The sequence below is a fragment of the Streptomyces sp. NPDC054813 genome, assembly GCF_053611365.1.
On record NZ_JBSHAF010000037.1, the window covers coordinates 53459 to 66588 of the forward strand.

A 13130-nucleotide genomic window follows, 5' to 3' on the forward strand; every position below is an offset into this window, starting at 1 on the left:
CCCGTGCCAGAAAACGAAGGAACGCGCAATGCACAGCTCCGTCAGACGGCTCCGCCTCACCGCCGCGACCGTGACCGTCCTCGCCGTCGCAGGCACCGCCACCGCTTGTTCCTCCGGTGCGAGCAGCACCGGCACCAAGGCCGCAGACAGCGGCACGTACACCATCTGGGACCCGTACCCGCAGTTCGACAAGAGCTCCGCGTGGGCGAAGCTGCTCGACACCTGCGGCACGAAGGCCGGGGTGAAGATCAAGCGGACCGCGTTCGACACCAGTGACCTGGCGAACAAGGCACTGCTGGCCGCCCAGCAGGACAACTCCGCGGACGTCCTCATCGTCGACAATCCGGTGGTGTCGACCCTGGCCGAGGCCGGAGTTCTCACCACGACCGAGGACAACAAGCTGGACACCTCGAAGGTGAACACCAACCTCCTCGCCGCCGGACAGGCGGTCGGCAAGACGTACGGCATGCCGATCGGCGCCAACACCCTCGCTCTCTACTACAACAAGGCGGTGCTGAAGCAGGCCGGGGTAGACATAGCCTCGGTCAAGGACTGGAAGTCGCTGACCGCAGCACTCGCGAAGGTCAAGAAGGCGGACAAGAAGGGCATCACGTTCTCCGCGATCGGCACGGAGGAGGGCACCTTCCAGTTCCTGCCCTGGTACTGGGGATCGGGTGCCCAGCTGGCCGCGCTCGACTCCGACCAGGCCGTCTCCGCGCTGACGCTGTGGAAGGACTGGCTGAAGAACGGCTATGCCCCGAACTCGGTCCTCAACAACACACAGACGACCAGCTGGCAGGAGTTCGCGACCGGCGACTACGCGTTCAGCGAGAACGGCACCTGGCAGCTCGCCAACGCCAAGAAAGCCGGCTTCGAGTACGGAGTCATCCCCGTTCCCGCCGCCGACGGCGGCAACGCGGCCGCCCCGACCGGCGGCGAGTTCGTCACCATCCCGGTCCAGGGCAAGACCGACCGCTACCCGACGTCACAGAAGATCGTGACCTGCCTGACCAGCGCCGACAACCTCCTCAACACCGACACCACGCTGTCCTACGTGGCACCCACCACCGAGGTCCAGGACAAGCAGGTCGCGGCGAACGCCGAGCTGAAGCCCTGGGTCGACGCGGTCCAGGCGGCCAAGGGACGCACCAGCGACGACCTGGGCACCAAGTACCCGAAGATCTCTGAGCAGTTGTGGAAGGCGGTCCAGTCCGCGCTCAGCGGCTCGAAGTCGCCGAAGGACGCGCTGTTCGCGGCCCAGTCGGCCGTCAAGTAACCAGAGGCCAGGGCCAGTTGATGAGTCACATGACCCAAGTGCCGCACCGACGGACCGAGCGCCACCACAGCGGTGCGGCCCCCACCGCCCCGCCCCGGGCACGGCGTCGCCCCACCTCCCAGCAGTGGGCCGCCTGGGGATTCCTCGCCCCGGTGACCCTGTACCTCGTCCTCTTCTACGCCTATCCCCTCTACCGCAACATCGACCTGAGCCTGCGCAACTACACGGTCCGGTCCTTCGTCCAAGGGGATGCGCCCTTCACGGGCCTGGCGAACTACCGCACCGTCCTCGACGACCCGACCTTCGCCCCGGCCCTGCTCCACACCGTGGTCTTCACCACCGTGTGTCTGTTCTTCCAGTACGCCATCGGCCTGGCCCTCGCGGTCTTCTTCAACCAGCGTTTCCGACTCTCCGCGACCCTGCGCGCCCTCTTCCTGGTGCCCTGGCTGCTCCCGCTGATCGTCTCGGCGTCCACCTGGTCGTGGATGCTCAACAGTGACTCCGGTGTCGTCAACGCCGTCCTGCACGCCGTCGGCATCGGACCGGTGAACTGGCTGACCGAACCGGGCTGGTCGCTGGCTTCGGTGATCATCGCGAACATCTGGATCGGCGTCCCGTTCAACCTCGTTGTCCTCCACAGCGGCCTTCAGTCCATCCCCGCGAGCCTCTACGAGGCCGCCGCTCTCGACGGGGCGAACGCCTGGCAGCGGTTCTGGCGGATCACCTTCCCGCTGCTGCGACCGGTGTCCGCGATCACCCTGCTGCTGGGCCTGGTCTACACGCTCAAGGTCTTCGACATCATCTGGATCATGACCAAGGGCGGCCCGGCAGACTCGTCCACCACCTTCGCCACCTGGTCCTACCAGCTCGGCTTCGGCAACCTGCTGCCGGCCTTCGGGCCTGGAGCGGCCGTAGGAAACCTGCTTGTGGTCGCCGCCCTGGTGTTCGGCCTGGTCTACGTCAGGGTCCAGCGGAAGCAGGCACTGTCATGAACGGCACTGTCATGAACCGAAGCACCAGCCGTACGTGGTGGCAGACGGCCATCGGCGTGCTGTTCACCGCGGTGATGCTCTTCCCGGTCTACTGGATGCTCAACGTGTCCTTCACCCGCGCCCAGGACATGCGCAAGAGCCCACCGGACCTGATCCCCCTGCACGGCACACTGGAGGGCTACCGCGCCGTCCTGGACCAGCAGTTGCCCTATCTCGGCACCAGCCTCGTCATCGGCCTGGGCACCGTCGTCCTCACCGTGGCACTTGCCGCGCCCGCAGGCTACGCACTCGCCAAACTCCGCCCACGTGGCGGCGGCGTGCTCAGCTTCCTCTTCCTGGTCGCCCAGATGATCCCCGGCATCATCATGGCGATGGGCTTCTACGCCATCTACCTCAGCCTCGGCCTGCTCCAGTCGGTACTCGGCCTGATCGTCGCGGACTCCACGCTGGCCGTGCCGTTCGCCGTGCTGATCTTCACCGCGTTCATGTCCGGCATCCCCGGCGAACTCCTCCAGGCCGCGAAGACGGACGGCGCCGGGCCCGTGCGCACCTTCTCGTCGATCGTGCTGCCCATGAGCCGCAACGCCATCGTCACGGTGTCGCTGTTCGCGTTCCTGTGGTCCTGGTCCGACTTCGTCTTCGCCAGCACCCTCGCCAACGGCGGTGCGCACGAGCCGATCACCCTGGGCATCTACCACTACATCGGCAACAACAACCAGGAGTGGAACGCGATCATGGCGACCGCCGTCGTGGCCTCCCTGCCCGCCGCGGTGATCCTCGTCCTCGCCCAGCGTTACGTCGCCGCCGGCGTGTCCGCCGGCGCCGTCAAGGACTGAAATCTCCCCAGCTCGTCAGCCCCGTCCGAGGGCCGATCACCCCTGCTCCAGAAACGAGTCACGCTGTATGACCGTCGTCTGCTCCGGCCCGGCCTTCTCCGTCCACGACATCCCGTTCAGCACCCGCGGATCATGGTTCGGTATCTCGCCCGTGGTGGCGGAGAAGACCATCGCCGACGACCTCCACCTCGTCTCGCACCAGAACGGCATGCATGCCGTGCTGCGTCTCGTCCCGCTCGACACGACCACCGGGGATCGCGCCGCCACCGGGCCGCACGCGACGCCGAGCCAGCTCAGCTGGATCGGCGCCGAAGGCCGCATCGACCTGTCCTACGAGTCGCCGGACACCGTACGCCTGCGCGGTGACGGGCTGGGCCTGCACATCGGCGCGGCGGCGACCGTACTGACCCCGTTCAGCGGCACCTACTTCTACCCCGAACCCGGAACAGGTGCCTATGTGTTCACCTCGTACGAGACCGGGCGGCGCTACCGCGTCACCGTGCTGTGCGGGACCGTGACCGAGGCGTCCGGCACCCAGACGCTTGGCAGCGCCGCGCGAGGTATCACGATCGGCGCCGAGGCCGGCGCGGTTTGGGAGGTCGCGGTCGAGGAGTACGAGACCGCGCGCCGCCCGTACGCGTCCTCGGCGTCCTTCGCTCAGGTCGTGGACGCCGCGCACGGCGCCTTCTCCTCCTTCGTCGACACCGTCGCGCCCTGGCGCTCGTCCAGGACACCCGCCGCGGAACTCGCCGCCTACGTGCTGTGGTCCGCGACCGTCCGGCCACGGGGCTTCGTCACCCGGCCCGCGGTGCTGATGTCGAAGCACTGGATGGACAAGGTGTGGAGCTGGGACCACTGCTTCAACGCCCTTGCCCTGGCCCCCGGAAGCTCCGGACTCGCCTTGGACCAGTTCGCGCTGCCCTTCGACCATCAGGACGAGACCGGCGCGTTGCCCGACTCGGTGGCCCACTCGGAGATCCTCTACAACTTCGTCAAGCCCCCCATCCACGGCTGGGCACTACGCCAACTGCGCCGACGGCTGCACGAGCCGCTCGGCGAGGCGGAGTTGGCGGAGGTCTACGACCGGCTGGCCCGCTGGACGGACTTCTGGCTCACCATGCGGCGCGCGCCCGGGGCCACCCTCCCGCACTACGAGCACGGCAACGACAGCGGCTGGGACAACGCCACCACCTTCGACCCCGAGCGTGTGATCGTCAGCGCCGACCTGTCCGCCTTCCTCGTCCTGCAACTGCGCGAACTTGCCGAACTGGCAGAGGAGTTGGGGTTGCCGGACGACACGCGCAGGTGGACCCGAACGGCCGACGCGACGCAGGCGGCGCTGCTAGACGAGCTGTGGACCGGCGACCGGTTCGTCGCCCGCTCGGCACACAGCGGGGCCACCTGGACCAGCTCCAGCCTCCTCGACCTGATGCCCGTCGTGCTCGGCGAGCACCTGCCCGAAAACATCGGCGATGCGCTGGCCGACCGCATCGAGGCCCACCTGACCGCGTATGGCCTCGCCACCGAACTGCCCACCTCGCCGCAGTACTTGGACGACGGCTACTGGCGTGGTCCGATCTGGGCCCCGTCCACCGTCCTGATCGAGGACGGCCTGCGCCGCGCCGGCCACGATCCTCTCGCTGACGAGATCAGCGCCCGCTTCCGCGCCCTGTGCGAGACCTCGGGTTTCGCGGAGAACTTCGATGCCGTCACCGGCGCGGGCCTGCGCGACCGCGCCTACACCTGGACCGCCAGCAGCTACCTGCTCCTCGCCGAGGCCCACGAGCTGAGGCGCGCCGAGACCGTGGAGGCCGCCGGCGGCTGACAGACCCCTGGGCGACCCTCGCCCAGGCAGTACCCCTTCGGGAGACCCGCACATGCGCATACCTCGCTTCCGTTCCCCAGCCGGACGCCCCGGCAGACCAGCCGTCCCGAGAGGCCGCAGAACCGCCGTGATCGCTGCGCTCCTGGCCTCGTTCGCCGCCGTCACACTCCCTGTGACCACGGCCCACGCCGCCGACACCTCCGTCACCGTCGACTTCTCCACCGCCGGGGGCGCCCCCACCTACCACGCCTCGGGGATGATCTACGGGATGACCCCGGACGGTTCGCTGCCCCAGGACCACTTCTTCAAAGACGTCAAGTGGCACTTCATGCGGGCCGGAGGCGCCCAGCTCAACAGCGGCGGCTACGCCACCAGCCTCGCCGACTACCAGACGCGCTGGGCCTCCACCCTGGCCCAGTACAAGCGCACCGCCGCCCTCGGCGGCACCTTCGTCCTCCTGCCGCACGACCTGTGGGGCGCCGATGGCACCACCAGTCAGGGCTGGCCCGGCGACAACGGTGACTGGACGCAGTTCGACGCCTTCGTCACCCAGCTCATCAGTGACGTCAAGGCCAACAACATGACCGTCCAGTGGGACCTGTGGAACGAGCCCGACGGCAGCGGCTTCTGGGGCGCGTCACAGACGCAGTACCTGCAGATGTGGTCGCGCTTCTACGCCAAGGTGCGCGCCGCCTTCCCCGCCCAGCTCATCGTCGGCCCCAGCATCGCCGGCCAGCCGAACACCTCCAACAGCTGGTGGACGACGTATCTGACCTATGTCAAGGCGAACAACGTCGCCCCCGACATCTACAGCTGGCACGACGAACCCGGCGACCCCGCCACCGACGTCGGCCGCGCCAACTCCACCCTCGCCGCCGCCGGGTTGACCAAGACCCGCGCCTACCAGATCAACGAGTACGCCACCCTGTCCATGCAGTCCCCGGGCGGCGGCGCCTGGTTCATCGGCCGCCTTGAGCGGGCCGGTGCCGACGGGCTGCGCGGCAACTGGGCTTCCGGCACCGCGTTGCACGACAACGAGGCCAACCTCCTCACCAAGAACAGCGCCGGCCAGTACCTGCCGCTCGGCGAGTGGTTCACGTATCGCTACTACGGCTCCCAGACCGGCAACATCGTCAAGCTCACCCCCGGCACCGGCACCGACGGCCTGGCCACCAAGGACAACTCGGCTGGCAACGCCAAGGTGTTGCTCGGCAGCAGCGGCAACACCGGCACCGTCACCGTCAACCTGACGGGGCTCAACACCACCTCCGTGGTGGAGAACAGCCAGGTCCACGCCGTCGTCCAGCGCATCCCCTACAACAGCGGGGCCGCCGTTACCGGCCCGGAGACCATCGCCGACACCACCCTCACGGTCAGCGGCAACGCCGCTTCGGTGAGCCTGCCGTGGACGAACGCCAAGGACGGCTACACCGTCACCCTGCTGCCCCCGTCCAACACCACCGTCTCCACGGTCGCCGTCAGCCAGAACAGCGGTCAGTGCCTGGACGACACCAACCTCTCCACCGCCAACGGCACGCAGTACCAGCAGTACTACTGCGAGGGCGGCTACCAGCAGATGCTCGACCTCAAGCCGGTCAGCGGCAAGACCAACACGTACAGCGTGGTCGACGAACTGAGCGGCAAGTGCCTGGACGTCTCGGGAGCGTCGACCACCGACGGCGCCGCCGTCATCCAGTACACCTGCAACGGCGCCACCAACCAGCAGTTCACCCTCAATCCCGTCAGCGCGCTCGGCAACAGCCACGACTACCAGCTGGTCGCTGTCCACAGCGGCAAGTGCGTCGACGTCAGCAACGTCTCTACCGCGGCCGGTGCGCTGATCCACCAGTGGACCTGCGACGCGGCGAGCGTACTGAGCACCAAGAAAAACCAGATCTGGCGGTTGCTCGGCAAGAGCTGACTGCCGGCACGCTGACGCTGTGGAGGGGTAGCCCACATGTCCCTCCACAGCGTTCAACCCGGACTGTTCTGAGGCCGGCGTCGCGAGCGCGTCTGTGGCGGTGCGCGCGGGATCGTCAGGGGTGGAAGCCGACTTCAGGGTTCGCCGCGGAGGGTACGTCGAGGACCGGCTCTGGGATGCCGCGTAGGTGCAGGTCGAAGAAGGCTCCGACGTAGGTGCGGGTGAGCTGCACCTAACGCTGGGCGGAGAGCGTGGTACCGGGAGGCTCGGGAATGCCCAGTGCCTCGGAGAGAACCGGTACATCGGTGAAGCTGGCGTGGTTGGAACCGGAGACGGTCAGCCAGCGTTTCCAGCCACAGGGAGTGGGTCTCCACGCCCGCGTCGAGTAGCAGCAGCTCGCCCGGGCGGACTTCACCGTCGTTGCGAACCCAGTGCATGATCGTGGCGTGCTCGCCCGCGGCGCAGATGGAGCCGTAGCCGACGTCGTTGCCCTCCAGGCGGGCGCGGCGGAAGAAGGTGGCCGCGATCCAGCGCTCGGACGTGGCGATCGCGGAGGCCAACTCCCGTACGACGTCCGTGAAACCGCGCACCGTGGAGTCCACGGCCCGGCGCATTTCCCCGATCTCCCACTCGTCCTTGACCGGGCGCAGTTCGGACAGAACGGACTTCAGCTCGGTGTCGCGTTCCTCGTCGCTGTGTACGGCGGCCTCCAGGCCCGCGTCGTAGCCGCGTACGATCCGGGTCGGGACGCGGGGCGCGTTGCGTAACTCCTCGGGCGGCCTCGCGTATGTCGTGGCAGGGAACTTCGAGGCGCTGTTCGCCCTCGGCGAGGGAGAAGCGGCGGCCGGTCCACAGCTCGCCGCTGCCCTGCCAGAACTCACCATTCTCGCGGTCGGAGCGGGGCAGAAGGTAGACGTGGGCGTCGTGGCCGCCGTCTTCGCGCGGCTCCAGGACGAGTGCGCCGTCCTGGGTCTGGTCGCCGGTGAGGTGTACGTACTCGCTGGCGGGGCGGAATGGGTAGTGCGTGTCGTTGGAGCGCACCTTGGGGTTTCCGGCCGGGACGACCAGGCGCTCGCCGGGGAAGCGGGCGGACAGGGCCGCGCGGCGCTTGGCGGCGTAGGGAGGCTGTTCCACGGGACGCAGGTGGCGAAGTTCCGTGTCGGCCCACCCCGTTCGCATCAGCTCGGCCAGTTCGGGGGAGACGGACGGGTACAGGCCGTTCTTGCGGACCGCGGTCTCCTTGGGATCCCTGGACACCTTCAAGCACCTTCTTCGGCGCGTGGCAGTCGTGATTGCCGTCTTGGGATGGCGAGGCGCAGCCTAGTTCTAGAGGGCCTTGGCCAAAATAGAAACATGTGACATTGTACTGGCGTGAGCAACCGACTGACCTGCGACGTCGTGGTCGTCGGGGCCGGCATGGTGGGTGCTGCCTGCGCCCTCTACACGGCCCGGGCGGGCCTGACCACCCTCCTCGTGGACCGAGGCCCCGTGGGCGGCGGCACCACCGGAGCGGGCGAGGGCAACCTGCTGGTCTCCGACAAGGAGCCGGGCCCCGAGCTGGATCTCGCGCTGCTGTCCGGGCGGCTGTGGGGCGAACTCGCCGCCGAGCCGGGCATGGGCAGGGCCGTGGAGTTCGAGGCGAAGGGCGGTGTGGTCGTCGCCTCCCGACCCGAGGGCATGGCGGCGCTGGAGACCTTTGCCGCCGGGCAGCGCGCGGCGGGCGTGGCTGCCCGGACGGTCGCCCCCGATGAACTTCCCGACCTTGAGCCGCACTTGGCGCCCGACCTCGCGGGCGGAGTCCTCTATCCGCAGGACTGCCAGGTGATGCCGTCACTGGCCGCCGCGCACGTCGTCCGCGCGGCGCGGCGGTCCGGAGCGGAACTGCGCACCGGCACGGCCGTCACGGGCATCCTGCGCGCGAAGGACGGATCGGTGCTCGGTGTGCGGACCGGGCACGGTGACATCCATGCCCCGGTGGTCGTGAACGCGGCCGGCACCTGGGGCGGAGAACTGGCCGCGCTGGCGGGGGTGCGTCTGCCGGTACTCCCGCGGCGCGGCTTCGTCCTGGTCACCGAGCCGCTGCCGCGCCGGGTCGTCCGGCACAAGGTGTACGCCGCCGACTACGTCGCCGACGTCGCCAGCGGGGACGCGGGACTGCAGTCCTCCGCTGTCGTCGAGGGCACCGACGCGGGTCCCGTCCTGATCGGCGCGAGCCGTGAACGGGTCGGCTTCGACCGGCGCTTCTCCCTTCCGGTGGTACGGCGCCTGGCGGCGCAGGCCACCGCACTCTTCCCGGTACTCGGCACGGTCCACGCCATGCGCGCCTACCTGGGCTTCCGCCCCTACCTGCCGGACCATCTCCCGGCGATCGGCCCCGACCCCCGGGTGCCCGGGCTCCATCACGCGTGCGGCCACGAGGGCGCGGGCATCGGGCTCGCGGTCGGCACCGGGCATCTGATCGCGCAGGCGCTGACCGACGGGACACCTGACCTGGACCTCACTCCTTTCCGGCCCGACCGCTTCCCCGAGGAGGCCGCGTGAACCCCCTGGAACTCGCCGGGGCCCGGCCCGGCCCCGCATTCACCGTCACCCTCGACGGCCGCGCTATCGACGCGCTGCCCGGCCAGACCGTCGCGGCCGTGCTCTGGTCGGCGGGCATCACCTCGTGGCGCTCCACCCGAGGCGGCGGATCGCCGCGCGGTGTCTTCTGCGGCATCGGCGTCTGCTTCGACTGCCTGATCACCGTCAACGACCGCCCCAATCAGCGGGCTTGCCTGGTCCCGGCCCGGTCCGGCGACGTGATCCTGACCCAGGAGGGAACCGGTCATGACGACCTCGGATAAGACGCTCGCGGTCATCGGTGCCGGTCCCGCCGGGCTCGCCGCCGCGCTGACCGCCGCCGACCAGGGGGTACGGGTCACGCTGCTCGACTCCGCCGCCCAGGCGGGCGGCCAGTTCTACCGCCTGCCGGCCGTCGGACTCGCTGCACGCAAGCCGCACGCCCTCCATCAGGCCTGGGGCACCTGGGAGAAGATGCGGGACCGGCTCGCCGCACACCTCACGGCGGGCCGGATCACGCATCTGCCGGACCGCCATGTGTGGTTCGTGGAGCGGCACTTGGACGACGGGGAGGCTCGGGGTGAAGAAGGCTTCACCGTGCATGCCCTTCGCGGTCCCGAGCTGGTGGAGCCGGAGGTGGTCACGGCCGATGCCGTGCTCCTGGCGACCGGCGGGTACGAGAAGGTGCTGCCGTTCCCCGGCTGGACCCTCCCCGGAGTGGTTACCGCGGGCGGCGCCCAGGCCATGCTCAAGGGCGGGCTCGTCCTGCCGGGCCGCACGGTCGTCGTCGCCGGGACCGGTCCGCTGCTGATGCCGGTCGCGATGGGGCTCGCCGCGGCGGGCGCCAGGATCGCCGCGTATGTGGAGTCCGCGCGTCCCGCGAGCGTCGTACGGCTTGCCCCGACGCTCGCCGCCAACCCGGCGAAGGTCGCCGAGGCGGTCCAGTATGCGGCCCGACTGCTGCGCCACAGGATACGGGTGACGGTGCGTCACACCGTCGTTGAGGCGCACGGTACCGACCGTGTCGAAGCCGTCTCCGTTGCCGCGCTGGACACGGACGGCCGGGTCAGGCCGGGCAGCGCGCGGCGGATCGCCTGCGACACCCTGGCCGTCGGACACGGCATGCTCGCGCACACCGATCTCGCCGAGTCTCTGGGCTGCGCCATCGACGCCACCGGCGACCCATTCGTCGTCACCGACGCCGAGCAGCGCACCGACGTCGACGGCGTCTGGGCGGCGGGCGAGGCCACCGGCATCGGCGGAGCGGTGCCGGCACTGGCCGAAGGCGAGATCGCCGGATGCTCGATCGCCGCGCGCCTCAAGGGAGTTGAGCCGAGGCCCGCCGACTGGGCGGTTCCCGCCAGGACCCGTGCCCGGCTGCGGAAGTTCTTCGCGGCCGTCGACACCGCCTACGTCCCGCCCGCCCACTGGACGGAACAGGTCACCGACGACACCGTCGTCTGCCGTTGCGAGGAGGTCCCGGCCGCGGCGGTCCGCGAGGCCGTCGAGAAGCTCGGCGCCACCGATCTGCGGACCGTCAAGCTCCTCACCCGGGCCGGGATGGGCTGGTGCCAGGGGCGGATCTGCGCTCCCGGGGTCGCCGGCGTCGCGGGGTGTGCGGCAGGCCCCGCCAAGCGGTCCTTCGCCCGGCCGGTACCCCTCGCGGCGCTGGCCAAGGAGCCCGACGGTCCTTAGTGACCACTCCGGCAACATCCACCATCGGTATAGGCAACAGTGAAATGTCACACTCCACAAGAAGGTCGAGATGCTGATGAGCACCACCGAGAACCCCGTCTGGCGCGGTGTCCTGGTCGCCACCGCTCTGCCTCTCCACGACGACCTGAGCGTCGACTTCGAGACCTTCGCGGACCACTGCCGGTGGCTCGTCGCGAACGGCTGCGACGGCGTCGTCCCCAACGGCTCCCTCGGTGAATACCAGGTCCTCACTCACGAGGAACGCGCCCAGGTCGTCGAGGTCGCGGTCGCGGCGATCGGCGGGGACAAGGTCATGCCGGGAGTCGCCGCGTACGGCTCCGCCGAGGCCACCCGCTGGGCTCGGCAGGCCAAGGACACCGGCTGCGCCGCCGTCATGCTGCTGCCCCCGAACGCCTACAAGGCCGACGAGCGCTCGGTGCTCGCCCACTACGCCGCCGTCGCCGAGGTCGGCATCGACATCGTCGCGTACAACAACCCGCACGACACCAAGGTCGACCTGACCCCCGAACTGCTCGCCAAGCTGCATGCGGCGGGGCTCATCAAGGGCGTGAAGGAGTTCTCCGGCGATACCCGTCGCATCTACCAGATCGCCGAACTCGCCCCCGAGCTCGACGTGTTGATCGGCGCGGACGACGTCCTGCTCGAACTGGCCGTCGCCGGGGCCAAGGGCTGGGTCTCGGGCTATCCCAACGCCCTGCCGAAGTCGACGGTCGAGCTGTACCACGCAGCGACCAAGGGCGACCTGGCCACCGCCGTACCGCTCTACAGGCAGTTGCACGCGCTGCACCGCTGGGACTCCAAGGTCGAGTTCGTCCAGGCGATCAAGCTGTCCATGGACATCGTCGGCCGCCGCGGCGGTCCGGTCCGCCCGCCGCGCGTCCCACTGCTTCCGGAACAGGAGAAGGCAGTCCGCGAGGCGACCGAGAAGGCCCTGGCCCTCGGCCTTTCCTGACCCGTCGACAGAGAGGATCTCCCGCGCATGCGCAGTAAACTGGTCCTGCACGCCGTGGACTCGCACACCGAGGGCATGCCCACCCGGGTTGTCACCGGAGGTATCGGCACCGTCCCGGGCGCCACCATGGACGAACGCCGTCTGTGGTTCCGCGAACACCGCGACGACGTACGCAACTTCCTGATGAACGAGCCGCGCGGGCATGCCGCGATGAGCGGGGCGATCCTCCAGCCGCCCACCCGGTCCGACTGTGACTACGGCGTCCTCTACGTCGAGGTCTCCGGCTATCTGCCGATGTGCGGCCACGGCACCATCGGCGTGGCCACCGTCCTCGTCGAGACCGGCATGGTCCCCGTGGTCGAGCCGGTCACCACCATCCGCCTCGACACACCGGCCGGACCGGTCGTAGCCGAGGTGGCGGTGGAGAACGGAGCCGCCAAGGCCGTCACGATCCGCAACGTGCCCTCGTTCGTGGTGGGCCTCGATCGCAAGGCCGTCCTCGCGGACGGCCGCATCGTGACGTACGACCTGGCCTTCGGCGGCAACTTCTACGCGATCCTGCCGCTGGACCGGTTCGGGCTGCCCTTCGCACGCGAGCACAAGGAGGAGATCCTCGCCGCCGGGCTCGCGCTGATGGACGCCATCAACGCGGAGGATCCGCCCGTACACCCGGAGAACCCGTCCATCAACGGCGTCCACCACGTGTACCTCGCCGCTCCCGGCTCGAACGCCGAGCGCTCCCGGCACGCCATGGCCATCCACCCCGGCTGGTTCGACCGCTCGCCCTGCGGGACCGGCACATCGGCCCGCATGGCGCAGTTGCACGGCCGCGGCGAACTCCCCCTGGACCAGGACTTCGTCAACGAGTCCTTCATCGGTACGTCCTTCACCGGCCGCCTCGTCGAGGCCGCCGAGGTCGCCGGTCGCCCCGCCGTGGTGCCGACGATCACCGGACGGGCCTGGATCACCGGCACCGCCCAGTACCTGCTCGACCCGGCCGACCCGTTCCCGACCGGCTTCGTCCTCTGACTCCCGAGCCTCCCGAGGAATGAA

The 13130-nt window shown here is 69.5% G+C and carries 10 protein-coding genes and 1 pseudogene; 10 read left to right on the forward strand and 1 reads right to left on the reverse strand.

Features of this window, described 5'->3' with window-relative positions; genetic code table 11:
- Window positions 1–28: 28 nt before the first annotated feature.
- The 5 genes from ACWGJB_RS45200 (at window position 29) to ACWGJB_RS45220 (ending at window position 6850) form a co-directional block, all read left to right on the forward strand.
- Entirely contained in the window at window positions 29–1276 is a 1248-nt protein-coding gene (locus ACWGJB_RS45200; protein ID WP_453385864.1) for a sugar ABC transporter substrate-binding protein, read from the forward strand.
- A 20-nt stretch (window positions 1277–1296) separates the two neighbouring features.
- Complete coding sequence (locus ACWGJB_RS45205) at window positions 1297–2268, forward strand: carbohydrate ABC transporter permease (protein WP_453385865.1); 972 nt, start codon at window positions 1297–1299, stop codon at window positions 2266–2268.
- Between the two features lie 11 nt (window positions 2269–2279).
- On the forward strand, window positions 2280–3104 hold the full coding sequence (locus tag ACWGJB_RS45210; RefSeq protein ID WP_453385886.1) for a carbohydrate ABC transporter permease: 825 nt from the start codon (window positions 2280–2282) through the stop codon (window positions 3102–3104).
- 67 nt (window positions 3105–3171) lie between these two features.
- Window positions 3172–4929: an amylo-alpha-1,6-glucosidase gene (locus ACWGJB_RS45215; protein WP_453385866.1), complete on the forward strand. Its 1758-nt coding sequence runs from the start codon at window positions 3172–3174 to the stop codon at window positions 4927–4929.
- A gap of 172 nt (window positions 4930–5101) precedes the next feature.
- Window positions 5102–6850 carry an RICIN domain-containing protein gene (locus ACWGJB_RS45220; RefSeq protein ID WP_453385867.1) on the forward strand — a complete coding sequence of 583 codons (1749 nt, stop codon included), beginning with the start codon at window positions 5102–5104 and terminating at the stop codon, window positions 6848–6850.
- 353 nt (window positions 6851–7203) lie between these two features.
- Here the strand turns inward: ACWGJB_RS45220 and ACWGJB_RS45225 are convergent.
- Window positions 7204–8029: pseudogene (locus ACWGJB_RS45225) on the reverse strand (aminopeptidase P N-terminal domain-containing protein); the annotation flags it as partial.
- Window positions 8030–8221: 192 nt separating this feature from the next.
- Between ACWGJB_RS45225 and ACWGJB_RS45230 the strand changes: the two are divergent.
- The 5 genes from ACWGJB_RS45230 to ACWGJB_RS45250 all read left to right on the forward strand — a co-directional run bounded on the left by ACWGJB_RS45230 (window position 8222) and on the right by ACWGJB_RS45250 (window position 13106).
- A complete protein-coding gene (locus tag ACWGJB_RS45230; RefSeq protein ID WP_453385868.1) occupies window positions 8222–9391 on the forward strand; it encodes an NAD(P)/FAD-dependent oxidoreductase in 1170 nt (389 codons plus the stop codon).
- Window positions 9388–9693: a (2Fe-2S)-binding protein gene (locus tag ACWGJB_RS45235; RefSeq protein WP_453385869.1), complete on the forward strand. Its 306-nt coding sequence runs from the start codon at window positions 9388–9390 to the stop codon at window positions 9691–9693. Before ACWGJB_RS45230 ends, ACWGJB_RS45235 begins: the two co-directional genes overlap by 4 nt.
- Entirely contained in the window at window positions 9677–11104 is a 1428-nt protein-coding gene (locus ACWGJB_RS45240; RefSeq protein ID WP_453385870.1) for an FAD/NAD(P)-dependent oxidoreductase, read from the forward strand. Before ACWGJB_RS45235 ends, ACWGJB_RS45240 begins: the two co-directional genes overlap by 17 nt.
- A gap of 76 nt (window positions 11105–11180) precedes the next feature.
- Window positions 11181–12077 (forward strand): dihydrodipicolinate synthase family protein, encoded by an 897-nt coding sequence (locus ACWGJB_RS45245; protein ID WP_453385871.1) that lies wholly within the window; start codon window positions 11181–11183, stop codon window positions 12075–12077.
- Window positions 12078–12104: 27 nt separating this feature from the next.
- Window positions 12105–13106 (forward strand): proline racemase family protein, encoded by a 1002-nt coding sequence (locus ACWGJB_RS45250; RefSeq protein ID WP_453385872.1) that lies wholly within the window; start codon window positions 12105–12107, stop codon window positions 13104–13106.
- Window positions 13107–13130: the final 24 nt, after the last annotated feature.